This window comes from Sphingomonas desiccabilis (assembly GCF_004135605.1).
Taxonomy (GTDB): Bacteria; Pseudomonadota; Alphaproteobacteria; order Sphingomonadales; family Sphingomonadaceae; genus Sphingomonas; species Sphingomonas desiccabilis.
In genome coordinates, this window is record NZ_SDPT01000001.1 from 1,368,444 (window position 1) to 1,393,850 (window position 25,407).

Here is a 25,407-nt window from a genome sequence, read left to right on the forward strand (position 1 = left end):
CTCCGCGAGCGCTATCTGGCGCCCATGAACGAGATGACGCCGCTCGCCCGCCCGCCCCGCGAACGCAAGCCCGACTGGATCCGCGTCAAGGCGCCCACCTCGGCCGGGTTCGCGGCGACGCGCGCGCTGATGCGGTCCAAGAGCTTGACGACGGTCTGCGAGGAAGCGGCCTGCCCCAACATCGGCGAGTGCTGGTCCAAGAAGCACGCCACGGTGATGATCCTGGGGGACACCTGCACCCGCGCCTGCGCCTTCTGCAACGTGAAGACCGGCATGCCGCGCGCCGTTGATCCGATGGAGCCGCAGAATGTCGCCGATGCCGCCGCGCAGATGGGGCTGAACCACATCGTCATCACCTCGGTCGATCGTGACGACCTGCCCGACGGCGGCGCGAAGCAGTTCGTGAAGGTGATCGAGGCGATCCGCAGCGCGAACCCCACCACGACGATCGAAATCCTGACGCCCGACTTCCGCAATAAGCACGAGGCCGCGGTCGAGGCGATCGTCGCTGCGCGGCCCGACGTCTACAACCACAATCTGGAAACGGTGCCGCGGCTCTATCCGACGATCCGCCCTGGTGCGCGCTATTATGCGTCGCTGCGCCTGCTGGAGAGCGTGAAGAAGCTCGATCCTTCGATCTTCACCAAGTCCGGCGTGATGCTGGGCCTGGGCGAGGAGCGCCTTGAGGTGCACCAGGTGATGGACGACATGCGGTCGGCGGACATCGACTTCCTGACCATGGGTCAGTACCTCCAGCCGACTCCGCGCCATGCCAAGGTCGCCGAGTTCGTGACGCCCAAGGCGTTCGACGCGTATGCGGCGATCGCGCGTGCCAAGGGCTTCCTGCTGGTCGCGTCCTCGCCGCTCACGCGGTCGAGCTACCATGCGGGTGACGATTTCGAGAAGATGCGCGCCGCCCGCGACGCGAAGCTCGGCGTGGCGCGGGGCTGAACGCGATGCCGCGCCATTCCGAAACGCGCCATCTGCCCTACACGCCGGAACAGATGTTTGAACTCGTGGCCGACGTCGGTCGCTACGGCGAGTTCCTGCCTTGGGTGAGCGCGACCCGGGTTCGGTCGAACAGCGAGACCGAGATGGTCGCGGACATGATCGTCGGCTTCAAGGGGCTGCGCGAGACCTTCACGTCCAAGGTCGCCAAGGAGCGGCCTGGCCACATTCGCGTCGACTATCTCGACGGGCCGCTGAAGTATCTGAACAACGACTGGAGGTTCAGGCCTGACGGGCAGGGGGGCACGCTGGTCGATTTCTGCGTCGACTTCGCCTTCAAGAACCGGATGTTCGAGCTTCTGGCGGGGCAGGTATTCGACCGCGCACTCCGCAAGATGATCGGGGCGTTCGAGGAGCGGGCTGCCGCGCTCTACGGCGCGACAGCGGCCTCCTCCAATCCGGACGTTCCGGGAAGCAGCAGCTCGAGCGCACACAGCGCCGCCTGAAGACGGACGTTGCCGCGGCCTTCCACCTCGAAGTGCCGCGAGTCCGCGACGACGTGCTGGGGATCGGCGCCGCGCTCCGCGCGCGCGAAGACGACGGTTCCCACCGGCTTCTTCTCCGTGCCGCCGCCTGGACCTGCGACGCCGGTGATTGCGACGCCGACATCAGCGTCCGTCACCTCGATCAAGCCCTGCGCCATGCTCCAGGCAGTGGCGATCGACACGGCTCCAAAGGTCTCCAGCACGTCGGTGCTCACATTCAGCACCTTTGCCTTGAGCTCGTTCGAATAGGTGACGAGGCCACCCTCGAACACCTCGGAGGAACCCGGGATCGCCGTGATCGCGGCCGAGACGAGCCCGCCGGTGCAGCTTTCCGCGACGGCGATGCGGCGGCCGGCGGCCCGGTTTTCCTCGACCACGCGTCGCGCGGCTTCGACGAGTTCGGGGGGAAGAATGGTATCCATCTTCTTATTCCTTGCCTGCCGGGCAGAGGGGCAGGCGCATCATTGGGCGCGGGCTTGCGGCATCTGCTTGTGCGAAGAGGACCAACAACGCGGCGGTGTTACGAGCCGGCAGCGGCTGCACCAGCGTCAGGGCGCGTTCCACCGTCGCACAGTCCTTCGCCTGCAGGTTGCCGGTCACCAGCGGCGCCACCAGCGTGCCGACCATCGGCTTGGCAAAGGCCGAGTCGAGCATCTGGCTCACATCCGGGCCGGCGATCTTGAGCAACGCCTTGCGTGCTTCCGGCCAGGCGCGCTCCGCCTCCGCCTCATATTTCGCGATCAAGGTGCCGGAGCTCTGCCGGAGGAGGGCTGAGGCCGGGAGGACGGTGGCACAACGCTGGCCCGTCTGTCGGATCAGGTCGGGGGCCACGAACAGGACCAGCGCCTCCGCCTCGGTACGGGTGACGCAGGCGGCAGTCTGCGCCTGAGCGGTGCTGCCGGTCGCGAGCAACGCTGCGAGGGTTGCGAGAAAGAAGGGCTTCATCCTGCCTCCGGAATTCGGACGGTGGCGATCGCCTGCGCGGCGATGCCTTCGCTACGGCCGGTGAAGCCCAGCCGCTCGGTGGTAGTCGCCTTGATGCTGACCTGGTCTTCCTGGAGGTTCAACAGTTCCGCCATCCGCCCGCGGATGGCCTCGCGATGCGGCCCGATCTTGGGCGCTTCGCAGATCAGCGTCAGGTCGACGAAGTCGATGATGCCGCCGCGGGCGCGGATCAGATCTGCGGCATGGACCAGGAACCGGTCGGACGCAGCCCCCTTCCACTGCGGATCGGTAGGCGGGAAGTGGGTCCCGATGTCCCCCGCACCGATCGTCCCGAGCAGCGCGTCCGTGAGCGCATGAAGGCCGACGTCTGCGTCGCTGTGACCCGAAAGGCCGCGATCGTGCGGGATCAGGACGCCCCCGAGCCAGAGTTCCTCACCCGCCTCGAGGCGGTGGACGTCGTACCCCGTTGCGCTGCGAACGCGGTAGCGCGCCGCCGCGCGAGCCTCGGCCGCGGCGAAATCGTCCGGATACGTGACCTTCTCGAGCATCGTATCTCCTGTCACCGGCGCAACCATCCCCCCGGCGGCGCGGAGCATCTGTGCATCATCGGTAGGCTCCGCATCGCCGGACCAGCCGCGGTGCGCAGCGAGGATCTCCGAAAAGATAAAGGCCTGGGGCGTCTGCACCCGCACCAGACCGTCGCGCGGTACTACGTCACCCAAGGCGCCGCCGCATCGCGCGACCGTATCCGCGACCGCGAGGACCGGTACGGCGCCCGAAGCGGAGTCGAGGGCGCCGAGCAGCCTGTCGATCACCTGCGTCGGCAGGAAGGGGCGCGCCGCATCGTGGATCAGCACCCGGTCGGCACCGCCGGCAGCGGCGATCGACTCGAGGCCCGCGAGAACCGACTGCCGGCGGGTCGCGCCGCCAGCCACGCACTGCACCGGTCCGACCGCCACTTGGACCGCATGGAATTGATCGGTGCCGGTGACCACCACGACCGCGTCGACGGCGGCGTGCCCGGCGAGTGCCGCATGGCTGTGCGCCACCATCGGTCGACCCGCGACCGATGCGAATTGCTTGGGAAGCGCGCTGCCCGACCGTTCGCCACGACCCGCGGCGACGATCAGCGCGACCGTGCGATGGCCGTTCATGCGCCGCCGGTTAGCGCAAGCCGCCGCTCGCCGCCAGCCTTGCCTCCAAGACGCCAGTCGCGTACACGCTGCCCGTTTTTCAGGCACATGCGATGCAAACCCTAGCTCCTATCCAGATCGGTCCCGTGACCGTATCCGCGCCGGTGATCCTTGCGCCCATGACGGGCGTGACCGATCTGCCGTTCCGACGCATCGTGCGCCGCTATGGCTCCGGCCTGAACGTGACCGAGATGATCGCGAGTCAGGCGGCGATCCGCGAAACGCGGCAGTCGATCCAGAAAGCGGCTTGGGATCCGGCAGAAGAGCCCGTCTCGATGCAGTTGGTCGGCTGTACGCCGGCAGAGATGGCGGAAGCCGCCAAGCTCAGCGAAGAACGTGGCGCGGCGATCATCGACATCAACATGGGATGTCCGGTTCGCAAGGTGACGAACGGCGATGCCGGCTCCGCTCTGATGCGCGACCTGAAGCTCGCGGCGGCGCTGATCGACGCGACGGTCAAGGCCGTGAAGCTGCCCGTCACGGTCAAGATGCGGATGGGTTGGGACCACGCCAGTCTCAACGCGCCCGAACTGGCGCGCATCGCCCAGGATCTGGGCGCGCAGATGGTGACGGTTCATGGTCGTACCCGCAACCAGATGTACAAGGGCGAGGCGGACTGGGCGTTCATCCGCAGCGTGAAGGACGCCGTGTCGATCCCGGTGATCGCCAACGGCGACATCTGCTCGGTCGAGGATGCGCGCACTGCGCTCGATCAGTCCGGCGCCGACGGCGTGATGATCGGCCGCGGTGCCTATGGCCGCCCGTGGCTGCTGCGTCAGGTGATGGATGCGCTGAGTGGCGGTGTCGAGCGAGCGGATCCCACGCTCGACGAGCAATATCTTTTGATCGCAGAGCATTACGAGATGATGCTGGAGCATTATGGCACCGAAGTGGGTGTGAACATGATGCGCAAGCATATCGGTTGGTACACGCGCGGCCTGCACGGGTCCGCCGAGTTCCGCAACAAGGTCAACCAGGAAGCGGATCCGGCCGTCGTCCAGCGGATGCTGGCGGAATTCTACGCCCCCTGGCGCTCGCGCGCAGCTGCTTGAGCCGTATCGACGTGGCAAGCGGCACTGCCGCACCATCGATCGGAGAGCCTGGTCCGGCGGACTGGTTCGCGGCGCTGCCGGTAGCAGCACTGGTCGTACGGCCGGATGGAACCGTCGCCCATGCGAACAGTGCGTGCGAAAGCCTGCTGAACCACTCCGAACGCGCGATGCAGGGTCAGCCGCTCGAGTTCCTTGTCCGGCTGCCTGCCGGGCCGGCGGCACGGCGGGACGGGCACGGCTTCGCAGCGTACGACGTGGAACTGGTGCTCGACCGCACAGGGCCGGTGCGCGCGGACTATGTCGAGGGGGCGCTGCCGGAGCAACCGGGATGGCGGATCGTCACCATCCACCCTGAAGGAGCGTCGCGCCGTTTTGCCAGTGCGGGTGAGCGGGGCGGGGCTCGAGCGGCGATCGGCGCTGCAGCGATGCTCGCACACGAGATCAAGAACCCGCTGTCCGGCATCCGGGGCGCGGCGCAGTTGCTTGCGCAGGTGGGGCAGGAGGAGGAGCGGCGGGAGCTCACCAGCCTGATCACGGCGGAGGTCGATCGAGTCGCCGCGCTGATCGACCGGATGGAGGATTTCACCGACCAGCGACCCCGTGCCCTCGAAGCCCGCAACATCTATCCTTTGATCGCGCATGCGCGGCAGATCGCGGCTGCAGGGTTCGCACGCAGGATCCCGATCGAGGAGCGGTTCGATCCTTCGCTGCCCGACGTGCTGCTCGAGAGCGACGCCTTCGTGCAGTTGTTGCTCAACCTCCTCAAGAACGCCGCCGAGGCGCTGGGCGAGACGGCTGCCCCCCGGATCACGCTGGCGACGGCCTACCGGCATGGCGTCTCGGTGAGCGGCGGGCGCGGCAAACCACGGCGGCCGCTGCCGATCGAGCTGTGCGTGATCGATAATGGGCCGGGCGCGCCTCCCGATCTGGCGGAGCATCTGTTCGAGCCCTTTGTCTCCGGCAAGCGAGAGGGGCGCGGACTTGGGTTGCCGTTGGTCGAGAAGCTGGTGGGCGAGCTCGGCGGTGTGATCCGCTACGCCCGCGAAGGCGAGCCACCCTCCACCGTCTTTCGTATCCTCTTGCCGAGAGCGCCCGACGCATGAACGACGCCTCCATTCTGGTCGTGGACGACGACGCGAGCATCCGTACCGTCATCGCGCAGGCGCTGCGGCGCGACGGCTACCGGGTTTCCGCCGCAGCTTCCCTGACCCAGCTTCAGGCGGAAATCGGGGCTGCGCTGCCGGACGTGCTCATCACCGATGTCGTGTTGCCGGACGGGGACGGGCTGGAGATGGCAACCAAGCTGCGGCTCGAGCACCCCAGCCTGCCGATCATCGTGCTCTCTGCCCAGAATACGCTGACGACGGCGGTGCGGGCGAATGAAGCCGGCGCCTTCGAATATCTGCCCAAGCCGTTCGACCTGGACGTGCTTGGAATGGCGGTGAGGGGGGCGCTCGCACGGCGCACCAGCGCTCCCGCCGATCCCGGGGAGGCGATCGACGCCAATCTCCCCCTGATCGGGCGCTCGCCAGCGATGCAGGACGTCTACCGCGTGATCGCCCGCGTCGTGTCCAGCGACCTGACGGTGCTGATCTCCGGCGAGTCGGGGACGGGCAAGGAACTCGTCGCACGTGCCCTGCACGACCTGGGTCCGCGGCGCCGGGCTCCCTTCATCGCGCTCAACATGGCGGCGATCCCGCGCGAGCTCATCGAAGCGGAGCTGTTCGGGCACGAGCGGGGCGCCTTCACCGGCGCTGCCCAGCGCGTCGCGGGCAAGTTCGAGCGGGCCGCAGGCGGTACGCTGTTTCTCGACGAAATCGGGGACATGCCGATGGAAGCGCAGACGCGCCTCCTGCGCGTGCTGCAATCGGGTGAGTTCACGACCGTGGGCGGTGCCCGCACCATCCGCGCGGACGTTCGTATCGTAGCGGCGACCAACCGCGACCTTGCGTCCCTGGTGCATGCGAACGCGTTCCGCGAGGACCTGTTCTATCGTCTGAACGTGGTGCCGGTTGCCCTGCCGGCGCTGCGGGAGCGGCGGCAGGACATTGCGTTGCTCGCCCGGCATTTCCTGAACCGCGCAGCGGAGGAAGGCCTTCCGCGCCGCTCCCTCTCCGCAGATGCCGTCGCGGCGCTGGAGGGGCATGACTGGCCGGGAAACGTTCGCGAACTTGAAAACCTGATGCGCCGCTGCGCGGTGCTCGGGCGTGACGAGCGGATCAGCGCCGACGAACTTCGCGGTTCCTTTGGCGAAGGGACGCGCAACCTCGCGCCGGCCGACGGGGAAGGGGCGATCGACGTGGCGGTTAGAGCCTTCCTCCGGCGTCTTGCCAATGACACGCCGCAGGCGCTCGACGACGGCACCCTCTACGACCGTGTGATTGCGGAGGTTGAGCGTCCGTTGATCGAGGCGATGCTGGAGCGGCACGGCAACAACCAGTTGCGGGCTGCCCGAGCGCTGGGCATCAATCGCAATACGCTGCGCAAGCGCCTGGACGATTTGGCGATCGAGCCGGGGATGGTCCGAACGCCTCCCCGCTGAGCAGCCTCCACCCGTCCGACACGGACGATTATGTGTTTTCTCGGCAACAGTAACGTTGTACGCCATCGAGGATGATCGATGGCGCGCGTATCGAGGACAGGCGGAGCTTCAGACTCCCGACGCGCTTCGTCCCGGCTATCGAATTGGGTGTCTTTGCCATCGCCGTCGCGGTCGCTGTCGGCAGCTATTTCATCCTGTCGGGAGACAGTGAGCGGCAGCGCCTGCTGACGCCGCCGCTCGTGGCGTTGTTGCTCGTCGCCAACTTGATCCCGAACATGGCGCTGCTGGTGCTGCTTGGTCGCCGCGCCGCCATGCGGCGGGCATCGCGCTCGTCGCTGGGGGCGCCAGGTCAGCTGCACGTCCGCCTCGTCGCGGTTTTCTCCCTCCTGGCCAGCGTCCCGATGCTGCTCGTGACGATCTTCGCCTCACTGCTGTTCCAGTACGGCGTCGATTTCTGGTTCTCGGACCGCGCGCGCAGCATGTTGGAAAATGCCAATGCGATCGCTCAGGACAGCTATGTCCAGATGCGGAACGGCGTTTCCAGCAACACGTCGGCGATGGCGACCGATCTTGCGGCCAATCTCAAGGAGTGGTCGCTCGACAGCATCGACTTCCAGAATTACTTCGCTTGGCAGACCTACGCCCGATCCCTGTCGGAAGCAGCTATCGTCCGGGTGACGGGCGATCAGGTGCAGGCGTTCGCACTGGTCAACCCCTACGACCGCGACATCGAGCAGCAGATCAGCCTTCCCGCCGTCCGCCGGCTGCGGGCCGGGGAGCCGCAGGTGATCGAGGAAGTGGATGGCCGGTTCAAGGCGCTGGTCCCGTTCCCCGGCGAGCGCGACGCATATCTCTACAGTGCCCGCGTGTTCGATCCGCAGATGACGCTGGCACGGACGCGTTCCGCGGCGGTGTTGCGTGACTACCAGACGCTGGTGAGCCGTTCGCGGTCGTTGCAGATCCGGTTCAACGCCGCGCTTCTGATCATTTCGCTGCTGATCGTCGGGCTTGCTGTTCTTGTCGCCCTTGCGGTCGCGGATCGATTGGTGCGCCCGGTCGCGCAGCTGGTCGATGCGGCTCGCAAGGTTGCGAGCGGAGATTTGACCGCGCGTGTCGACGCGCCTCGCACGCGGGACGAGGTCGGCGTGCTGGCGTCTGCGTTCAACATGATGACGGAACGCCTGCGCGAGCAGACCAGTGCACTCGTCGCTGCCAACGAGCAGATCGACAGTCGGCGCGCGCTGATCGAGGCGGTGATGTCCGGTGTGAGCGCCGGCGTCATCTCCGTCGGGCCCGACCGCGCCGTCCGCGTGATCAACGCTTCGGCGGCGAATTTGCTCGACAGGGACGCCTTGCAGGCGGTCGGACGGCCGCTCTCGGAGGTCGCGGCGGAACTGGATGCTGCCCTGACCAGCGGCGCACGCGAGACGATCGTTCAGTTGCAGGCCGGGGGCGAGGCCAAGACGCTTGCAGTGAAGGTCACGCGCGACGACGGCAGCTTCATCTTGACCTTCGACGACATCACCCAGCAGTTGCTGGACCAGCGCCGCGCGGCCTGGTCCGACGTCGCGCGGCGTATCGCACATGAGATCAAGAACCCGCTCACCCCGATCCAGCTGGCCGCCGAGCGGCTGAAGCGGCGGTATGGCCGGCAGATCGAGAATGACGACGGCACCTTTGCGAAGCTGACCGATACGATCGTGCGCCAGGTCGGCGATCTCCGCCGGATGGTGGACGAGTTCTCGTCCTTCGCCCGCATGCCCAAACCCGTCTTCCACGAAGAATCGATGCTGGATATCGCGCGCCAGGCCGTGTTCCTGCACGAAGTTGCCCATCCCGACATCATCTTCACCCTCAATGCGGAGGATAACCTTCCGCCCGTCGTCTGCGACCGCCGACAGTTTGGCCAGGCGCTCACGAACATCGTCAAGAATGCCGTGGAAGCAGTTGAAGCGCGCCCAGAAGATGCGCCGAAAGGCGAGATCTGCGTCCGCCTCCAGGAGAAGGGCGGTGGTCAGTTGCAGCTGACGGTCAGCGACAACGGGATTGGTCTTCCCGTGGAGCGGGATCGTATCGTCGAGCCGTACATGACGACACGTGCGCGGGGCACGGGCCTCGGCCTCGCCATCGTCAAGAAGATCGTCGAGGAGCATTTCGGCAGTATCAGCTTCGGCGATCGCCCAGGGGGCGGCACCACCGTCACCATCACCCTCGACCTGAACGTCCTGGCGGCACTGGAGGGAGAAGAGGCAGCTTCCGCCTATGCCGGCCCGGAAGAGTCTCAGCGCCAAGCAATGCTTACCCGTAACGGAACACTCCGCTTATGAAGCTCGATATCCTCGTCGTCGATGACGAAACCGACATCCGCGACCTCGTCTCCGGCGTGCTGGAAGATGAAGGCTATGAGACGCGGGGCGCCGCTGATAGCGATGCGGCGCTGGAGGCGATCGCAGCACGGCGGCCATCGCTGGTGCTGCTGGACGTATGGTTGCAGGGCTCGCGGCTTGATGGGCTCGAACTGCTCGACGTCATCAAGGAGCGGGATCCCACGCTTCCGGTGCTGGTGATCTCCGGCCACGGCAATATCGACACTGCGGTGGCTGCGATCCGGCGCGGTGCCGTCGACTTCATCGAGAAGCCGTTCGAAGCAGAGCGCCTGCTGTTCCTGGTAGAGCGCGCGACCGAAACCGAGCGGCTCCGCCGCGAGGTTGCGTCGCTGCGCGCATCGGCAGGTCGCGAGGACGATCTGACCGGCAGTTCGGCCGCGATCAACACCGTCCGCGCGACGCTCAAGCGCGTGGCCTCCACCGGCAGCCGCGTACTCATCACCGGCGGTCCTGGCATCGGCAAGGAAGTCGCGGCGCGCCTGCTGCATGGCTGGAGCCAACGCGCGGTTGCTCCCTTTGTGATTGTGAGCGCCGCGCGGATGACTCCCGAGCGCGTGGAAGAGGAGCTTTTCGGGGTGGAGGAGGGCGGCGAGCTCGTCCGCCCGGGGCTACTCGAACAGGCGCACGGCGGCACCTTGTTCCTGGACGAGATCGCGGACATGCCGATCGCGACTCAGGCGCGTATCCTGCGCGTGCTGACCGACCAGAGTTTCACCCGTGTCGGTGGTCAGCGCGTCGTCAAGGTGGACGTGCGCGTCGTCTCGGCGACGGCGCGGAACCTGCAGGACGAGATTGCGGAAGGTCGGTTCCGCGAAGACCTCTACTATCGCCTCAATGTCGTTCCGGTCGTGATCCCGGCGCTCACCGAACGCCGCGAGGATATCCCGGCCTTGGTCGAGCATTTCGTAGCGCACTATGCCTCGGAGCGACGGGTTCCGACGCCGGAAATCGCGCCGGACGCGATGGTGGCGCTGCAATCCTATGAGTGGCCGGGGAACGTCCGCCAGCTGCGCAACGTCGTCGAGCGTACCGTGATTCTCGCGCCGGGCAACCGCATCGGCCGGATCGACGTGGACCTGCTTCCCCCTGAGGTGCTCGGCACGCCGGGCGAGGGGAGCGGCGGGCTGGGTGCCAACGCCATCATGGGGGCGCCGCTCCGCGAAGCACGGGAGTCGTTCGAGCGGGAATACCTACGCGTGCAGATCCGGCGCTTCTCAGGGAACATCTCGCGCACTGCGAGCTTCATCGGGATGGAGCGCTCGGCGCTTCACCGGAAGCTGAAGTTGCTGGGCATCACGGAAACCCGCGGCGACGAGTAGCATGGTGGACGCGGCCGCTGCCGCGTCCTAAGTCAGCCCCGCACCGTCGCGGGGACGGGGCAATGCGGGTGCACCCGCCAAAAACAAAGGGCAGGACATGGCCGAGAAGCAGAGCTCGCTCCAGGATCTCTTCCTCAACGCGCTGCGGCGCTCCAAGACACCGGTGACGATGTTTCTCGTGAAGGGCGTGAAGCTCCAGGGGATCGTCACGTGGTTCGATAATTTTTCCGTGTTGCTGCGGCGCGACGGGCAGTCGCAGCTGATCTACAAGCACGCCATCTCCACCATCATGCCCGCGGGCCAGGTCGATCTCGACCCGATCGTGGCAGCCGCAGCGGAACAGAGTTCCCGTAACGCGTTGCTCCAGGAGATCTTCCTGAACGCGGTTCGCAAGAACCAGGAAAGCGTCACGATGTTCCTGGTCAACGGGGTGATGCTGCAGGGGCAGATCGCCGCCTTCGATCTCTTTTGCATGCTGCTGCAGCGCGACGGTGTTTCGCAGCTGGTCTACAAGCATGCCGTGTCGACGATCCAGCCGGCGCACCCGCTCAACTTGGCCGAGGAACAGGCCGGATCGGACGCAGATTGAGCGGCGGGTTCGAACGCGACGTCGAGGAGTTCTCGCGCGGCGCCCGTGCGCTGATCGTGCTCCCGGACATGGGCGGGTCGGCACGCGACGCGGACGCTCGTCTCGCGGAGACGGCCGGGCTCGCCCTGGCGATCGGCGTGGAAGTGCAGGAGCGGGTGGCGCTGCGCGTCCGGCAACCGCGCGCCGCCACACTCATCGGCAGTGGACAGGTCGAGGCGCTCGCCGAGACCGTTCGCGACCAGGAACTGCAGCTCGCGGTGTTCGATGCCGCGCTGACGCCGATCCAGCAGCGGAATCTGGAGAAAGGGCTTGGCTGCAAGGTCATCGATCGCACGGGCCTGATCCTGGAAATCTTCGGCGAACGTGCTCGGACGGCCGAAGGACGCCTGCAGGTAGAGCTTGCGCACCTCGACTATCAGGCCGGGCGCCTGGTCCGCAGTTGGACTCACCTTGAACGGCAGCGGGGCGGCTTCGGCTTCCTGGGCGGCCCTGGTGAAACGCAGATCGAAGCCGATCGGCGGCTGATCCGTGACCGCATGGCGCGCTTGCGGCGCGAGCTGGAGAGCGTGTCGCGTACGCGAGGGCTCCACCGAGATCGCCGCCAACGCGCGCCGTGGCCGGTCGTCGCGCTGGTGGGCTATACCAATGCGGGCAAGTCTACGCTGTTCAACCGGCTGACAGGCGCCGAGGTGATGGCGGAGAATCTGCTGTTCGCGACGCTCGATCCCACGCTTCGGCAAATTTCGCTGCCCGGCGTGGACAAGGTGATCCTGTCGGACACGGTGGGCTTCGTCTCCGAGTTGCCGACGCAGCTCGTTGCAGCGTTCAAGGCCACGCTTGAAGAGGTCGTGTCCGCAGACCTGCTCGTCCACGTCCGCGACATCGCGCATCCGGACACCCAGGCCCAGGCGGATGATGTCGAGGCGGTGCTCTCGGAGATCGGCGTGGATGAAGCCACACCCCGGATCGAGGCGTGGAACAAGCTGGACCTGTTGGAGCCTGAGGATCGCACCGAGTTGGAAGGCGAAGCCTCGCACCGGGACGATGTCGTGGCGATTTCGGCGTTGACGGGGGAAGGGGTGGAGACGCTCCTTCGCACGATCGCCGATCGCCTCACGCAAGGACACCGCCGCTACCGCATCGCTCTCGCTCCGGAAGACGGTGCCAGCGCCGCGTGGCTGCACGCCCATGGCGAGGTCGTCGACCACTGGATGGAGGAATCGCGCGCCTTGTACGATGTCCGAATGGCGCCCACCGATTACGAGCGGTTCCTCACACGCTGAGTGAGGAACCGCATCGCCTTACGCGCGCTCTGCGGCTTTCGCCGCCGCCCAGTGGGCCTCTTTCTCGTCCAGCGTCAGCTTGGGAAAGGAAAGCCCGGCGCTTGCTTCCATGGCGGCGAAACGGCGCTCGAACTTGGTGTTGGCGCTCCGTAGCGCCGCTTCGGGGTCGATGCCGAGATGCCGGGCCCAGTTCACCACGGCGAAGAGCAAATCGCCGACTTCCTCTTCCAGTTCCGCCGCAGGAGCGCTTTCGATTTCAAGCAGTTCCTCGTCGATCTTCGCACGGGGGCCGCTCGCATCCGGCCAGTCGAAACCTACGCGCGCGGCCCGCTTCTGGAGCTTTTCGGCGCGGCTGAGCGCCGGCAAGCCGAGCGCAACACCGGCAAGCGCGCCGCCGTTCTCGGCCGTCGTCTTTGCCCCGCGCTCGGCGGCCTTGATGGCCTCCCAGCCGGGGCTCACGTCGGCGTCGCCGAAGATGTGCGGATGGCGGCGCTCCATCTTGTCGCTGATGGCTGCGACCACGTCCGGCAAGGCAAACTGGCCAGCTTCCTCGGCAATGCGGCTGTGGAACACGACCTGCAGAAGCAGATCGCCGAGTTCTTCCTTCAGGTCCGGGATGTCACTGCGCGCGATTGCGTCGGCAACCTCATAGGCTTCTTCGATCGTGTACGGCGCGATCGTGGCGAAAGTCTGAGCGCGATCCCATTCGCAGCCATGCTCAGTATCCCGGAGGCGCGCCATGATCGCAACGAGCCGATCGACCATCAAACTGACCCCACTTCCAAAATGTACATCAGGCCGGTAATCTGCATTATGTTAACTTACCGCAGAATATTGGACGGGCGCCGAGCTGGCGTTTGGTACCTCTCTCGGTCTCTCGGTCGTATCACCCAGATAGTGCACGCCTAGCGTAGCAAGAAGGATCAGCGCGCCGATGAGGACCCATGCAAGCAGCGAGCGCGCGATGGTGCCTCTGCTCGGCCGGCGAGCCGCCAGCGCCGAAATGGCGAGCACGAGCGCTCCGATGCCCCAGAGCACCTGTGCGCCGTCCTCCAGGTTCACGCTGTAAGTTCCAGACCATCGAAGCCAGGCTCGACGTGCTCGGGCAACCGGGATCGAAGGGCTTGGTAATCCAGGCTGTGGTCCATGTGGATCAACACTGCCCGCGGATCGCCGCACGCTGCAATCAGCGCCAGCGCCTCGTCGACTGTCGGATGGGTCGGATGCGGCGCATCTCGAAGCGCATCGACGACCATGAGGTTGCATCCGCGATAAAGCGCAAGCATCGCGTCCGTCACTTCGTTGAAGTCCGTTGCGTAAACGACTGAGCGGCCGTCGCTTTCGAAGCGCAGGCCGGCGGAACGGATCGCCCCATGCGGCTGATCGGTCACGGAAACGTGGACGTCGCCGATCTGTAGTCGATCCGGAAGCTCCTGCGCCTCGACGGTCGCCCGATAGCCGTTACGGCCGAAAAAGACATAGCCGAAGCGCTCCCGCAGCACCGCCAACGTTTCGGGACGGGCATAGCCGCGAACCGGCTGTCCGCGGAGGTGGAACAGCTGCCGCAGGTCGTCAATGCCGTGGCAGTGATCGGCATGGTCGTGGGTCCATAGCACCGCATCGACGTCCGCTACCGCGGCGTCGAGCAGCTGCTGCCGCATGTCGGGACCGGTGTCGATCAGGATGCGCGTGGTGTTCGTCTCGACCAAGGCGGACACACGCGTGCGCCGGTTGCGCGGCTCGGCCGGGTCGCATGCTCCCCAGTCGCCGCCAAGCCGCGGCACACCCGACGACGTGCCGGAGCCCAGGATGCGGATCTTCACGCGGCCGTTTTCGCGAACAGTGCGTGGAAGTTCGCGCGGGTCGCATCCGCCAGCGCGTCGGCATCCTCGCCGCGCAGTTCCGCGAGGAAGCGGCAGGTGTCCGCGACATAGGCGGGCTCACCGGGCCGTCCCCGATGCGGCACCGGCGCCAGGAACGGCGCGTCGGTTTCCACCAGCAGGCGCTCACGCGGCAGCCAGCGCGCCGTTTCCTGGAGATCCCGGGCATTCTTGAATGTCACGATCCCGGAAATGGAGATGTAGAAGCCGAGGTCCAGGGCCTGGCGCGCAAATTCGGCGGTGCCGGTGAAGCAATGGATCACGCCGGGAAACCTCCCCTTCCCCAGCTCTTCCTTCAGGATTGCCGCGGTATCCGCTTCGGCCTCGCGCGTGTGTACCACCACCGGGAGGCCAGTCTGTCGGCAGGCGGCGAGATGGCTGCGGAAGCTGGCTTGCTGTCGAGCACGATCCGAGTGCTCGTAATAATAGTCCAGCCCCGTCTCACCGATGCCAACGACGCGAGGATGGGATGCGCGGGCCACGAGCCGTTCGGTATCGACCTCGGGGTAGCTGTCCGCTTCGTTCGGGTGGATGCCGATGGTCGCCCAGACGTCCGCCTCCCGCTCGGCGGTGGCAATCACAGCGTCCCATTCACTCTCGCGCGTCGAGATGTTCAGCATCGCGACAACCCCGGCATCCCGAGCACGCGCCAGCACCTCCGGCTGCTGCTCGAAGACACCCTTGTAGTTCAGGTGGCAGTGGCTGTCGGCGAGCTTCATGCGATCTCCGCGGCTTCTGCCAGCACCAGTCTCGGGAAGATTGGTGTGGGTGGAGCGATGCGGAAGCCGGCGTCCGCCGCACGGACGTACCAGGCGGCGTCGGCGAGCGCCGCATGATCGCGCGCATCCTGCCCCAACTGGTCGAGCACCCGGCCGGCCGAGGTCGGGATCACCGGCCAGATGGTGATGGCGAGATCACGGATCGCGCGCACCAGCGTGCCGAGCACGGCGTGCATGCGCTCCGGATCCGTCTTGCGCAGAGACCAGGGCGCCTGCGCGTCGATATACTGGTTGCAAGCGAAGACCCCGCGCATCCAGCTTTCCAGTGCCTGGCCGAGCGACAACTCGGCGAACTCGGCACGGAACGCGGCGCTCGCTTCGGCGACCTGCGCCAGCAGTGCGGCGTCGGCGGGGTCGCTGCGGCCCGGCGACGGCAGCGCGCCCTCCAGGTTCTTGGCGATGAACGACAGCGTGCGCTGGGCCAGATTGCCGAAGCTGTTGGCAAGATCGGCGTTGGCCCGCGTGACGATCGCCTCGTCGGAGAAGGTACCGTCCTGGCCGAAGCTGATGTCGCGCAGCAGGAAATAGCGCAGCGCGTCGACGCCATAGAGGCCGGCGAGCGCCATCGGGTCGACGACGTTGCCGGTCGACTTCGACATCTTCTCGCCTCGGTTGAGCAGGAAGCCGTGGCCGAACACTTGGCGAGGCAGCGCGAGCTTCGCCGACATCAGGAATGCGGGCCAATAAACCGCATGGAAGCGGACGATGTCCTTGCCGATCAGGTGCAGGTCCGCCGGCCAGAAGCGCGCCGTGTCGCCGCCGTCGGGATAGCCCGCGCCGGTCAGATAGTTGGTGAGCGCATCGACCCACACGTACATGACGTGGCCGGGACTGCCCGGCACCGGCACGCCCCAGTCGAAGCTGGTGCGCGACACCGACAGGTCGGCAAGCCCGCCCTCGACGAAGCGCAGCACTTCGTTGCGGCGGCTCTCGGGCTGGATGACCTCGGGGTTGGCCGCATAGAAGTCGAGCAGCGGCTGCTGGTACTTCGAGAGGCGGAAGAACCAGGTCTCTTCCGCGGTCCATTCCACCGGCGTGCCCTGCGGCGAGAGGCGGACGCCCCCCTCCCCGTCGGTCAGTTCCTTCTCTTCGTAGAAGGCCTCGTCCCGAACCGAATACCAACCCTCGTAGCGCGACAGGTACAGGTCGCCGGCGTCGGCCATCGCCTGCCAGATCGCCTGGCTGGCGGCATAGTGCGCGGGCTCGACGGTGCGGATGAAGCGATCATACGAAATATCAAGCTTGTCGGCCATCTCATGGAAATAGCCCGACATTTCGTCGGCGAGCGCGCGCACTTCCATGCCCCGCTTGCGTGCGGTCTGCACCATCTTGAGCCCGTGCTCGTCGGTGCCGGTCTGAAAGCGGACGTCGCGACCCGCCTGGCGGTGGAAACGCGCGATCGCGTCGGCGGCGATCATCTCATAGGCGTGGCCGATGTGCGGCTTGCCGTTGGGATAATGGATCGCGGTGGTGATGTAATAGGGCTCGGCCATGCCGTGTCCCTAGTGCATCGCTCCGCGCGATTGAAGCCCGTCCTGCTCTGCGAGACGCGCAAGAATTCCGCCCATCTCGAACACAGTCGCCTGTGCGTCGAGCGAGAGGCCCGGCGCTGCCGCCGCGAGGCTGCGCGCCGCCTCATACGCTCCCAGCGCGGTGCGCAAAGCGGCGCCACTACGCGCGCGCGCGCTGGCGGCGATGAAGCTCGGCGCACGTTCCAGGAACGCTTCATACCGGTGCTGCGCGGCCTTGCCGCCGAGCGCCTTGGCAAGCTTGCTGCGTAGCGCGTTGCTGGGGTCGCCGTCGCGGGCGATCGCGGCCATCGCGCGCTCCAGGGCAGCGACGTCGAGCCCGGCGAAGGCGAGCGCGCGACCAGGCGATCCTTCGCCGCCGCGCACCAGGGCGTCGCATTCGACATCGCTCACGTCCGGCATCGCGGCCCGGACGACGGTCGCCACCTCCGCATCCGAAAGCCGCTCGAAGCGGAGCATCCGGCAGCGCGAGCGGATCGTCGGAAGCAGGCGGCCGGGCGCATGGCTGATCAGCAGGAAGATGGTGCCGGCGGGCGGCTCCTCAAGATTCTTCAGCAGCGCGTTGGCAGCTGCGGTCTCCAGGTCGTCGATGGCATCGATCAGCACCACGCGTCGTTCCGAGAGCGAAGGCTTGGTAGCGAACATCGGCTGGAGTGCGCGCACCTGCGCGATCGGAATGCTTCGGGCGAGGTTCTCGTCCGGCTTCGCAGGATCCTTCGGCTGGCGCGCCATTTCCCGATAGTCCGGATGGGAACCCGCAGCGATCAGCGCCGCGGTTCGGTCGTCTTCGGGAAGCGCACCACCGCGAACCGGCACCCGGGAGTGGGCCGCATGAGCAAGCAGGCGGCTGGCCGCGATTCGGGCGAAGCTCGCCTTGCCCACGCCCTCCGGCCCCGCCAGGAGCCAGGCGTGGTGCAGCCCGCCCCGCTCCGCTGCCGTGAAGAAGGCGTCGTGCGCGGCCCGGTTCCCCATCAAGTCGATCATGGCAGAAGGTCGGCGAGCGCATCCATCAGGCGGGCCGTCACGGCTTCGGGCGTTCCCGTCGCATCGACACGGCGGACACGCCCGGCTTCGGCATCGGCAATGCGTTCGAATGCCGCGGTGACCTCCGCGTGGAACTCGGGTCCCCGGGCACCAAAGCGGTCCGCCACGCCGCGATCCCGGACGAGCGCGCGCTCCTCCCCGGCCCCCTGCGGCAGAGTCAGCAGCAGGGTCCGGTCGGGCAGCAGCCCCTTCGAGCCAAAGGCATGAAGCGCGAGGATCGCCGCGTCGTCGATCCCCTGCCCACCCTGATAGGCGCGGGTGCTGTCGAGATATCGGTCGCACAACACCCATTGGCCCGCCTCCAGTGCGGGACGGATGCGCTTTTCGACGTGATCGGCCCGTGCCGCTGCGAACAAGAGCGCCTCGGCATGGGGGCTCCACCGCGTCACCTCGCCCTGCATCAGCAGGCCACGGATCGCTTCCGCGCCTTCGCTGCCGCCTGGCTCGCGCGTAACCGCGACGTGCAGGCCCCGCGCTTGCAGTGCGGCGGCCAGGCGGGCGGTCTGGGTCGACTTTCCGACGCCCTCGCCGCCCTCCAACGAGATGAACAGGCCGCTCAAGCGCCGAACAGCGCCATCAGGCCCGCCCAGGCGCGACCGAAGAAGCCTGCCTCGTCCACGTCCTTTTCCGCAACCAGCGGCAGGCGCTGCGGCTCCATGCCGGGGGAGGAGATGACAAGATCGGCGATATGCTGGCCAGCCTTGATCGGGGCCTTTATCGGGCCCTGATATACGACCGTGCCGGCGAGCTCGGTGGCGGCGCCGGCAGGAACCGTGACGGTCAGGTCGCGCGGAGCGATCAGGCCGACGGTGCTGCTGTCCCCTAGCTGGACATCGGCGGTTTCGACCAGCTTGCCCTTCTTCGCGATCGGCCGGGCACGCCATGCACGGAAGCCCCATTCCATGAAGCGCACGGATTCGGAAATACGCTGGTTGAAGCTCGTCAGCCCCGCCAGCACCATCACCAAGCGCCGACCGTTCTGTTCGGCCGAACCGGTGAAACCATAGCCCGCTTCTTCGGTGTGGCCGGTCTTCAGGCCATCGGCACCCGCAACGCGCCCGAGCAGCGGGTCGCGGTTCGCCTGTGTGATGTCGTTGCCCGCGCCCAGCGTCTTGCCCCAGGTGAAGCTCTCCAGCGAATAGAAGCGCTTGTAGAGATCGGGGAAGTTCTGGATCGTCGCGGACGCGAGCTTCGCCAGATCCCGCGCACTGACATAGGTCCGGCCCTCATCCGGCCAGCCGTTGGAGGTACCGAAGTGGCTGTTGGTAAGCCCCAGCTCCTTGGCGCGCTGGTTCATCAGGCTCGTGAAGGCCTCTTCCGTCCCCGCGACACCTTCGGCCAGCACCACGCACGCGTCATTGCCCGAAAGGGTGATGATCCCCTTCAGCAAGTCGTCCACGCTGACCTGCTCGTTCACGGACAGGAACATGGTCGAGCCCGCAGCCGGACCGTGCCAGCGCTGCCAGGTTTCGGGGCGCACCTGGAACTTCTGGTCGAGCTTCAGCTCGCCCTTCTTGATGAGGTCGAACGCCACATATGCGGTCATCATCTTGGCCATGGACGCCGGCGGCATGCGGCGGTCGGCATCCTTGGCATAGAGAATAGCGCCCGAGGACAGGTCCTGGAGATAGGCGACGGGCGCCGGAGTCTCGAACGGGGGCGCAGCGGCGACCGACGGCGTGACGGCGACGGCGGAAAGCAGGACGGCGGTAAGCAGCTTCTTCATCGTAGGGTCCAGGGCCTTAGGTCAGTCGTTGCGAATAACTTTTGCGTCACCATAGCCGCGCGCAGCGGCTTGCGCACGCCCGCGTTCGGCAGCCGCGGTAGTCGGATAGGGTCCCATGCGTACGCGGACCAGCGCTCCCGTACGTCGCGTGAACCCGCCCAGCTCCCGCGCCAGTGCCTCGGCCCGGGCGGCGTTCGACAGCGCCGCCACCTGAACGACCCAAGCGCCCGAAGCAGGCGTGGTCGAGACGGGTGCGGGTTCCGGAGACGCCGGTATCGACGGCAGCGGCGAAACCCGGCTCGGCGGCAGGTCGACGGTTTCGATCGGCGCAGGCCCCGGACGCGGCGCGGGTTCTGGTGCCGACGCCGGCCGAGCGCCGGCACTAGGTGCTGGCGTCGCCCCTGCGGCAGGCACCGGCGGCAGGCGCTTGCGCAGCGCTGCCAGCAATAGCTGCGGCGCATCCATCCGCGTCAGGCTGCCCCCTTCGGCTGCGGCACGCTCTTGAAGCGGCGGTACGACCTCTCTCGCCCGCACGGCTACAGGCCCCGATCCGGCGCCCAGCGCTTGTGCGGCGACGGGCGACAGGGCCAGCAGGTACCCGGGAGCAACCGGCGCATTCCGGCCAACCTTCATCACCGTCGTGCGCCCACCGTCAAGCAGCGTGAGCTCGACAAAACTGCCCTCAGCGAGCGTCGGATGGACGACGAACACGGCGCCGTCGGGATCGGGCGATGCGGCTGTAGCCGCCCAACCTACGGCATCATAGCGGGCCTCGGAGGTCGGCGGCGCGGCGGGGAGCGCGGGATCGCCTGCCGGCTGCTGTGGCGCGGGCGGCAGCGTGCTCGTCGCGCAAGCCGCCAGCAGCAGCGCCGCCAACGCGCTAACGTGCGACTTCATCGGCCAGCAGCCCCACCGACAGTGCGTAGAAGTTCGAGCAGTTGTAATCCAGGATCACCCGGTAGTTGCCAGTCAACAGATAGGCGGTGTTGCCCGGGCCGTCGGGCTCGAGAAGCGTCGCCTGAACATTGTCGTCGGGCCAGCGACCGGATTGGGGCACGATGCCCAGGCGCCGCCATTCGGCCATGCTCCGCCAGCGTGTGTGCCGCTCGTGCACGCGGGGGCAGCGCGGCGATCGCGTCGGCGAAGTCAGCGGGCCACGGTTCAGGGTCGCGGGTACGTTCACGGCGATGCCCCAGGGCTGTCCTGGGCGCCAACCGGCATTGACGAAGTAGTTTCCGATCGAGGCTAGGGCGTCGGCTGCGCTGGTCCAGATGTCGGCTCGGCCATCGCCGTCGCCATCGCGCGCGAGGCGGAGGTAGATCGACGGCAGGAATTGCGGATACCCGGTCGCTCCTGCCCAGCTCCCCTTCAGGCTGTCGCGCGGAACCCCACGGTCGACCATCTTCATGGTCGCGATCAGTTCCGGCTCGAACAGCGCACGGCGGCGCCCCTCGAACGCGAGGGTCGCGAGCGAGCGCGGAAGATCGAAGTTGCCGGTGTAGCCCCCGTAATTCGTTTCATGGCCCCAGATCGCAACCATGATCGATTCGGGGACGCCGGTCTCCTGCTCGATTCGCATCAGCTTCGGGCGCTGCGCGCGATAGGCCTCGCGCCCGCGGTTGATGCGGGCGGCGTCGACATGGCGGGCCTTGTAGGGAGCAAAGGCCGGAACACTGTTGCTGGTTCCGCCGGGCTGGCCTCGATCCAACTCCACCACCCGCGGATTGTAGGTGAGCCCGCCCAGAACGGCGCTGATCGCGCGCTCGCTCACACCCTGGGAACGTGCCTTTGCGGCGACTCCCTGGAGATAGACCTGGAACCCCGCCTCGTCCTGGGCTGCAGCCGAACCGCTGATCGACATCATCGCCGCAAGGGCGAGCAGCCCCTTGCCCCATCTACGCATACTCGGCTCCCGCACGTGAAGCGGCTCTGTGCCACAGCGAAGAGCCCGCGCGAAACCCCTAAGCGTCGCGAGGCTTGCACAAACCCGATCAGCCGCCGTAAGCGCGCTGTGTGCGGAGAGGTGGCCGAGTGGTTTAAGGCAGCGGTCTTGAAAACCGCCGTGGGTTCACGCTCACCGTGGGTTCGAATCCCACCCTCTCCGCCACGATGTACGGCGGCAACAATCCGACGGGCGCGCCAAACGCGGCAGCAACCATCAGGTTCCGCGAGCGTGGAAATTTCATCCCGGTTGCGTTATTGCACCCGTCGGGGGGCAGTATCGAGATGCAATTGGACCTTCTCACCCTTTACGGTCTGGCGATCGGCACGCTGCTCGTCGGTGCCGGGATGACCCTTTGGGAACGACAGGCTCGGCCGGAGCGGTCTGCCGAACTTGGCATTTGGGCCGCGGGCTACACGCTTCTGGCGGTCGGGTGCGGTCTCGCGATCGGGCGGACGCATTTTCCGGGTGCTTCGGGCTGGGCTCTCAGCAACCTCGTCATCCTGTCCGGATATCTGCTGATCCTGAACGGCGTGGGGCGACTGGAGGGGCGTCGCTACGGCCGCATGTCCGTGGCGCTTCTGCTGGTCGTCGCCTTCGCATGGGCGAGCGTCGGCTTGGGGGCCCGATCGATCTTCTGGAACTATTGCTCCGCGCTGCCGATCGCTCTGGTGTGCGGACTTACCGCATGGCAGCTGGCGCGCAGCCACACGCTGCGGTCGCTCCGCTCGCTGCCCATTCCCGTCGCCATCGCTGGCGGGCACGCTCTCTTCTATGCGTTCCGGGCGCTCGTGCTCCCGGTGCTGACGGGCGTCTTCGGCGACCAAATCCTGCCATCGCTCGCAGAAGCGACCCTGTATGAGGGCGTACTCTACTCGGTCGCGATGCCCATGGCGCTGTTGGCGCTCGTACGCGAGGAGGCGCAAGGCAAGCTCCTCGCGATTTCGCGCACCGACTTTCTGACGGGGCTCGGCAACCGACAACGCTTCTTCGAGGAAGGGGCTGCCATGCTGGCCGACAGCCCCTGCGCCTCGCTGCTCGCGTTCGACCTGGACCATTTCAAATCCATCAATGATCGCTACGGGCACGCTGCCGGGGACGAGGTCCTCAAGTCCTTTGCTTCGATTGCGCAGGAGACGATCGGAAGCCTCCCCCTATTGGTGCGACTGGGCGGAGAGGAATTCGCGGCTCTCCTGCCGGGGCAGAATGGCAGTCGCGCAAGCGAGGTCGGCGAAGCAGTAGCGCGACGCTTTGCCGGCACCGGTCACGGCGAGAGTGGCAACATCCGTGCAACGGTGAGCGTCGGGCTGGCGGAACTGGGTGTCGACGGCGTGGACCTGCCCACCCTGCTTTCCGCCGCAGACCGCGCGCTCTATTCGGCCAAGGCCTTGGGGCGGAACCGGATCGAGTTCGCCCGGCCGCTTACCCTTCTCGCCAACGCCTGACACTGTCGTCCGCGTCGGTGGCCGGCTTCGACGGTCCCGCGACACAGCCGACCCTCGATGCCGCAGGGAACCTCTGCTTCCTTCCGCGCGCTATGAAGACGCAACCGAGAGGAGGTGCCCATGGCAACTGTCAACGAAATCATCCGCCCGCTTTTCATCACCGGGCTGCGGGACGTGCATGCGGTCGAACATCAGGCTTTGGCGCTGATCGATCGTCAGCTTGACCGTCTCGCGCATTATCCGGAAATCGAGGCCCGGCTGCGTAGCCATCGCACGGAGACGGAGCAGCAGATCTCCCGTGTGGAGCAGATCCTGGCGGATCTAGGCGAAAGCCATTCGAACCTGAAGGACCTCGGCCTCAGCATTTCCGGCAACCTCGCCGCGCTCAGCCATACCGTGGCCGGCGACGAGATCATCAAGAACAGCTTCGCCAACTTCGCCTTCGAGAATTTCGAGATCGCGAGCTACACCGGTCTGATCACCCTGGCCGAAGATGGCGGTTTCGGCAGCGTCACTGCGTTGCTCGAGCAGTCGCTGGCCGAGGAACAGTCGATGGCATCGTTCGTGATCGGAGGCATCCCGAAGGTCATGCGCACCTTTGTCGATCTGCGGGCGGCAGGCGAGGACGCCAGCCACTAAGCCGCACCATCCGGTCACCTGATCCAAAGGACCTCATCATGCCCGTGCCGCCCGATCCCCGGGGTAGACCGCCGCTCAGACGCCTCGCGATCATCCTTGTGATCATCGCGGCGATCTGGGGGATCATCTTCGTGGGGTACAACCTCCACCACGCAAAGCAGATGGAAGAGGACGGGCCTTCGGGCCAGATCGCCCCTTCGAACACGGCGCAAGCGCAATAGGATGCCCTGCGTGCCGGGCCCTCTCGCCGAGGGCCGGCACGCGGGTGGCTCCGCTTCCTAGCCTACACCTCCACCGCGCTCGCGACGCGGTCGGCCCCGCCGAACACGCGGAGGTACCGCGCGATCTCGCCCGGTTCGCCGGTGGCTTTCTCAGGATTGTCGGAGAGCTTCACCGCGGGCCGGCCGTCGACCCGCGTGACCTTGCACACCAGCGAGATCGGCTCGAGCCCATAGGCGCCGTCCGGATCGCAATCCCGAAAGTCGTTGGTGAGATTGGTGCCCCAGCCAAAGCTCATCCGCACGCGGCCGTGGAAGTGACCGTAGACCTGCTCGATGGTGTCCACGTCCATGCCGTCCGAAAAGATCAGCAACTTGCCGCGCGGATCGACCCCGTGGCGTTGCCACCAGGAGATGATCTGTTCGCCCGCCGCGATCGGAGGGGCACTGTCGGGGCGGAAGCCCGTCCAGTCCGCCACCCAAGCGGGTGCGTTCGCCAGGAACGCCGTCGTCCCAAACGCATCGGGCAGCGCCACCAGCAGGTTGCCCCCATAATGCTGCCGCCATTGCTCCAGCACGCGATAGGGCGCCTCGGCGAGTTCCGCATCGCTGTTCGACAGCGCCGCCTCTACCATCGGCAACTCATGGGCGTTGGTTCCGATCGCCTCCAGATCGGCATCCATCGCCAGCAACACGTTGGACGTGCCGATGAACCGGTCGCCCAGTCCCTCCTTCAGGGCATCGACGCACCAGCGTTGCCAAAGGAAACCGTGACGACGGCGGGTCCCGAAATCGGAGAGAACCAGATCGGGGAGCATGCGCAGCCGCTCCACCTTCTGCCACAGCTTGGCCTTGGCACGGGCATAGAGCACGTCGAGCGCAAATCGCCCCTTGTCGCGCATCGCGGCTCGGGCGCGGAGCTCGTTGATGATGGTCAGCGCCGGGATTTCCCACATCGTCGTATGGGTCCACGGCCCTTCGAAATGCAGCGCATACTGCCCGTCGTGCTTCTCCAGCACATAGGGCGGCAGCTGGAAATCGGAGAGCCAGCGGATGAAGTCCGGGCTGAACATCCGAGCCGTGCCATAGAAGCTGTTGCCCGCCAGCCAGATCAACTCCTTTTTCGCAAAGCGAACCGTACGGGCGTGATCGAGCTGCGCGCGTAGCTCCGCTTCATCGATCACCTCCACCAGGCGAACCGAGTGGGTGCGATTGATCACGGAAAAGGTGGCATCGACCTTCGGATGCACGTGCCGGATCATCTGCAGCATCAGCAGCTTGTAGAAGTCCGTGTCGAGCAGGCTGCGGACGATCGGGTCGAGCCGAAAATTATGGTCGTACGTGCGGGTTGCGATGTCCGTGACGACCATCGAACGATCCTGTGCAAGGGCGCGACCGATGC

The 25,407-nt window shown here is 66.6% G+C and carries 24 protein-coding genes, 1 tRNA gene and 1 pseudogene; 13 read left to right on the top strand and 13 right to left on the bottom strand.

The annotated features are described in order from the left end of the window. Nucleotides 1-24 precede the first annotated feature (24 nt). Both lipA and EO081_RS06570 read left to right on the top strand, forming a co-directional pair. Nucleotides 25-951, top strand: coding sequence for a lipoyl synthase (gene lipA / locus EO081_RS06565; protein WP_129341057.1), 927 nt, complete (start codon nt 25-27; stop codon nt 949-951). A 5-nt stretch (nt 952-956) separates the two neighbouring features. Next, the gene (locus EO081_RS06570; protein ID WP_129341058.1) at nt 957-1,454 is read left to right on the top strand and encodes a type II toxin-antitoxin system RatA family toxin; all 498 of its coding nucleotides are present in this window, start codon (nt 957-959) and stop codon (nt 1,452-1,454) included. Here the strand turns inward: EO081_RS06570 and EO081_RS06575 are convergent. From EO081_RS06575 to EO081_RS06585, 3 genes are read right to left on the bottom strand one after another with little or no spacing between them, the layout of a single operon-like run. Then, nucleotides 1,379-1,915, bottom strand: a complete 537-nt coding sequence (locus EO081_RS06575; RefSeq protein WP_129341059.1) for a CinA family protein — start codon at nt 1,913-1,915, stop codon at nt 1,379-1,381. The two genes, EO081_RS06570 and EO081_RS06575, sit on opposite strands and share 76 nt — an antisense overlap. A 4-nt stretch (nt 1,916-1,919) precedes the next feature. Beyond that, a complete protein-coding gene (locus EO081_RS06580; RefSeq protein ID WP_129341060.1) occupies nt 1,920-2,438 on the bottom strand; it encodes a hypothetical protein in 519 nt (172 codons plus the stop codon). Next, a complete protein-coding gene (locus EO081_RS06585) occupies nt 2,435-3,592 on the bottom strand; it encodes a bifunctional 2-C-methyl-D-erythritol 4-phosphate cytidylyltransferase/2-C-methyl-D-erythritol 2,4-cyclodiphosphate synthase (RefSeq protein ID WP_129341061.1) in 1,158 nt (385 codons plus the stop codon). The genes EO081_RS06580 and EO081_RS06585 overlap by 4 nt, the downstream gene beginning before the upstream one ends. 92 nt (nt 3,593-3,684) lie before the next feature. Between EO081_RS06585 and dusB the strand changes: the two genes are divergently transcribed. The 7 genes and pseudogenes from dusB to hflX all read left to right on the top strand — a co-directional run bounded on the left by dusB (nt 3,685) and on the right by hflX (nt 12,803). Beyond that, nucleotides 3,685-4,683: a tRNA dihydrouridine synthase DusB gene (dusB, locus tag EO081_RS06590; RefSeq protein ID WP_129341062.1), complete on the top strand. Its 999-nt coding sequence runs from the start codon at nt 3,685-3,687 to the stop codon at nt 4,681-4,683. Continuing rightward, a complete protein-coding gene (locus EO081_RS06595) occupies nt 4,680-5,786 on the top strand; it encodes a two-component system sensor histidine kinase NtrB (protein WP_221214959.1) in 1,107 nt (368 codons plus the stop codon). Before dusB ends, EO081_RS06595 begins: the two co-directional genes overlap by 4 nt. After that, nucleotides 5,783-7,225, top strand: a complete 1,443-nt coding sequence (gene ntrC / locus EO081_RS06600; RefSeq protein ID WP_129341063.1) for a nitrogen regulation protein NR(I) — start codon at nt 5,783-5,785, stop codon at nt 7,223-7,225. The genes EO081_RS06595 and ntrC overlap by 4 nt, the downstream gene beginning before the upstream one ends. Before the next feature lie 71 nt (nt 7,226-7,296). Further along, nucleotides 7,297-9,552, top strand: a complete 2,256-nt coding sequence (locus EO081_RS06605) for an ATP-binding protein (RefSeq protein WP_129341064.1) — start codon at nt 7,297-7,299, stop codon at nt 9,550-9,552. Beyond that, nucleotides 9,549-10,931 (top strand): nitrogen assimilation response regulator NtrX, encoded by a 1,383-nt coding sequence (ntrX, locus tag EO081_RS06610; RefSeq protein ID WP_129341065.1) that lies wholly within the window; start codon nt 9,549-9,551, stop codon nt 10,929-10,931. The genes EO081_RS06605 and ntrX overlap by 4 nt, the downstream gene beginning before the upstream one ends. Before the next feature lie 37 nt (nt 10,932-10,968). Beyond that, nucleotides 10,969-11,520 (top strand): annotated as a pseudogene (gene hfq / locus EO081_RS06615) (RNA chaperone Hfq); the annotation flags it as partial. After that, complete coding sequence (gene hflX, locus EO081_RS06620) at nt 11,517-12,803, top strand: GTPase HflX (RefSeq protein ID WP_129341067.1); 1,287 nt, start codon at nt 11,517-11,519, stop codon at nt 12,801-12,803. The pseudogene hfq and the gene hflX, both read left to right, overlap by 4 nt. Nucleotides 12,804-12,821: 18 nt before the next feature. Here the strand turns inward: hflX and mazG are convergent, their stop codons facing one another. The 9 genes from mazG to EO081_RS06665 all read right to left on the bottom strand — a co-directional run bounded on the left by mazG (nt 12,822) and on the right by EO081_RS06665 (nt 21,664). Beyond that, a complete protein-coding gene (gene mazG, locus EO081_RS06625) occupies nt 12,822-13,568 on the bottom strand; it encodes a nucleoside triphosphate pyrophosphohydrolase (protein ID WP_129341068.1) in 747 nt (248 codons plus the stop codon). 293 nt (nt 13,569-13,861) lie between these two features. Continuing rightward, nucleotides 13,862-14,626 (bottom strand): MBL fold metallo-hydrolase, encoded by a 765-nt coding sequence (locus tag EO081_RS06630; RefSeq protein WP_129341069.1) that lies wholly within the window; start codon nt 14,624-14,626, stop codon nt 13,862-13,864. Next, a complete protein-coding gene (locus EO081_RS06635) occupies nt 14,623-15,402 on the bottom strand; it encodes a TatD family hydrolase (RefSeq protein WP_129341070.1) in 780 nt (259 codons plus the stop codon). The genes EO081_RS06630 and EO081_RS06635 overlap by 4 nt, the downstream gene beginning before the upstream one ends. Beyond that, on the bottom strand, nt 15,399-16,955 hold the full coding sequence (gene metG / locus EO081_RS06640) for a methionine--tRNA ligase (protein WP_129341071.1): 1,557 nt from the start codon (nt 16,953-16,955) through the stop codon (nt 15,399-15,401). Before metG ends, EO081_RS06635 begins: the two co-directional genes overlap by 4 nt. 9 nt (nt 16,956-16,964) lie before the next feature. Next, the gene (locus EO081_RS06645; RefSeq protein WP_375781641.1) at nt 16,965-17,963 is read right to left on the bottom strand and encodes an AAA family ATPase; all 999 of its coding nucleotides are present in this window, start codon (nt 17,961-17,963) and stop codon (nt 16,965-16,967) included. An 8-nt stretch (nt 17,964-17,971) separates the two neighbouring features. After that, nucleotides 17,972-18,595 carry a dTMP kinase gene (tmk, locus tag EO081_RS06650; RefSeq protein WP_129341073.1) on the bottom strand — a complete coding sequence of 208 codons (624 nt, stop codon included), beginning with the start codon at nt 18,593-18,595 and terminating at the stop codon, nt 17,972-17,974. Then, complete coding sequence (locus EO081_RS06655) at nt 18,592-19,761, bottom strand: D-alanyl-D-alanine carboxypeptidase family protein (RefSeq protein WP_129341074.1); 1,170 nt, start codon at nt 19,759-19,761, stop codon at nt 18,592-18,594. Before EO081_RS06655 ends, tmk begins: the two co-directional genes overlap by 4 nt. Nucleotides 19,762-19,782: 21 nt before the next feature. Then, a complete protein-coding gene (locus EO081_RS06660) occupies nt 19,783-20,658 on the bottom strand; it encodes an SPOR domain-containing protein (RefSeq protein WP_129341075.1) in 876 nt (291 codons plus the stop codon). Further along, on the bottom strand, nt 20,642-21,664 hold the full coding sequence (locus EO081_RS06665) for a lytic murein transglycosylase (RefSeq protein ID WP_129341076.1): 1,023 nt from the start codon (nt 21,662-21,664) through the stop codon (nt 20,642-20,644). Before EO081_RS06665 ends, EO081_RS06660 begins: the two co-directional genes overlap by 17 nt. Nucleotides 21,665-21,778: 114 nt before the next feature. On the opposite strand from EO081_RS06665, the gene EO081_RS06670 reads away from it, so the two are divergent. From EO081_RS06670 to EO081_RS06685, 4 genes are all read left to right on the top strand, one after another. Next, nucleotides 21,779-21,868 (top strand) — tRNA-Ser (locus EO081_RS06670). Continuing rightward, nucleotides 21,841-23,148, top strand: coding sequence for a GGDEF domain-containing protein (locus tag EO081_RS06675; RefSeq protein WP_240697559.1), 1,308 nt, complete (start codon nt 21,841-21,843; stop codon nt 23,146-23,148). Before EO081_RS06670 ends, EO081_RS06675 begins: the two co-directional genes overlap by 28 nt. Nucleotides 23,149-23,268: 120 nt before the next feature. After that, on the top strand, nt 23,269-23,787 hold the full coding sequence (locus EO081_RS06680; RefSeq protein WP_129341077.1) for a ferritin-like domain-containing protein: 519 nt from the start codon (nt 23,269-23,271) through the stop codon (nt 23,785-23,787). A gap of 38 nt (nt 23,788-23,825) precedes the next feature. Then, nucleotides 23,826-24,008, top strand: coding sequence for a hypothetical protein (locus EO081_RS06685; protein WP_129341078.1), 183 nt, complete (start codon nt 23,826-23,828; stop codon nt 24,006-24,008). 62 nt (nt 24,009-24,070) lie between these two features. Here the strand turns inward: EO081_RS06685 and pncB are convergent, their stop codons facing one another. Continuing rightward, nucleotides 24,071-25,375 carry a nicotinate phosphoribosyltransferase gene (gene pncB / locus EO081_RS06690; RefSeq protein WP_129341079.1) on the bottom strand — a complete coding sequence of 435 codons (1,305 nt, stop codon included), beginning with the start codon at nt 25,373-25,375 and terminating at the stop codon, nt 24,071-24,073. Nucleotides 25,376-25,407: the final 32 nt, after the last annotated feature.

What these genes read in the sequence shown, in the direction of transcription:
- lipA (WP_129341057.1), top strand. Translation starts at nt 25, where the DNA reads ATGAACGAGATGACGCCGCTCGCCCGCCCGCCCCGCGAACGCAAGCCC.
- EO081_RS06570 (WP_129341058.1), top strand. Translation starts at nt 957, where the DNA reads ATGCCGCGCCATTCCGAAACGCGCCATCTGCCCTACACGCCGGAACAG.
- EO081_RS06575 (WP_129341059.1), bottom strand. Translation starts at nt 1,915, where the DNA reads ATGGATACCATTCTTCCCCCCGAACTCGTCGAAGCCGCGCGACGCGTG.
- EO081_RS06580 (WP_129341060.1), bottom strand. Translation starts at nt 2,438, where the DNA reads ATGAAGCCCTTCTTTCTCGCAACCCTCGCAGCGTTGCTCGCGACCGGC.
- EO081_RS06585 (WP_129341061.1), bottom strand. Translation starts at nt 3,592, where the DNA reads ATGAACGGCCATCGCACGGTCGCGCTGATCGTCGCCGCGGGTCGTGGC.
- dusB (WP_129341062.1), top strand. Translation starts at nt 3,685, where the DNA reads ATGCAAACCCTAGCTCCTATCCAGATCGGTCCCGTGACCGTATCCGCG.
- ntrC (WP_129341063.1), top strand. Translation starts at nt 5,783, where the DNA reads ATGAACGACGCCTCCATTCTGGTCGTGGACGACGACGCGAGCATCCGT.
- EO081_RS06605 (WP_129341064.1), top strand. Translation starts at nt 7,297, where the DNA reads ATGATCGATGGCGCGCGTATCGAGGACAGGCGGAGCTTCAGACTCCCG.
- ntrX (WP_129341065.1), top strand. Translation starts at nt 9,549, where the DNA reads ATGAAGCTCGATATCCTCGTCGTCGATGACGAAACCGACATCCGCGAC.
- mazG (WP_129341068.1), bottom strand. Translation starts at nt 13,568, where the DNA reads ATGGTCGATCGGCTCGTTGCGATCATGGCGCGCCTCCGGGATACTGAG.
- EO081_RS06635 (WP_129341070.1), bottom strand. Translation starts at nt 15,402, where the DNA reads ATGAAGCTCGCCGACAGCCACTGCCACCTGAACTACAAGGGTGTCTTC.
- metG (WP_129341071.1), bottom strand. Translation starts at nt 16,955, where the DNA reads ATGGCCGAGCCCTATTACATCACCACCGCGATCCATTATCCCAACGGC.
- EO081_RS06645 (WP_375781641.1), bottom strand. Translation starts at nt 17,963, where the DNA reads ATGGGGAACCGGGCCGCGCACGACGCCTTCTTCACGGCAGCGGAGCGG.
- EO081_RS06655 (WP_129341074.1), bottom strand. Translation starts at nt 19,761, where the DNA reads ATGAAGAAGCTGCTTACCGCCGTCCTGCTTTCCGCCGTCGCCGTCACG.
- EO081_RS06660 (WP_129341075.1), bottom strand. Translation starts at nt 20,658, where the DNA reads ATGAAGTCGCACGTTAGCGCGTTGGCGGCGCTGCTGCTGGCGGCTTGC.
- EO081_RS06665 (WP_129341076.1), bottom strand. Translation starts at nt 21,664, where the DNA reads ATGCGTAGATGGGGCAAGGGGCTGCTCGCCCTTGCGGCGATGATGTCG.
- EO081_RS06680 (WP_129341077.1), top strand. Translation starts at nt 23,269, where the DNA reads ATGGCAACTGTCAACGAAATCATCCGCCCGCTTTTCATCACCGGGCTG.
- EO081_RS06685 (WP_129341078.1), top strand. Translation starts at nt 23,826, where the DNA reads ATGCCCGTGCCGCCCGATCCCCGGGGTAGACCGCCGCTCAGACGCCTC.
- pncB (WP_129341079.1), bottom strand. Translation starts at nt 25,375, where the DNA reads ATGGTCGTCACGGACATCGCAACCCGCACGTACGACCATAATTTTCGG.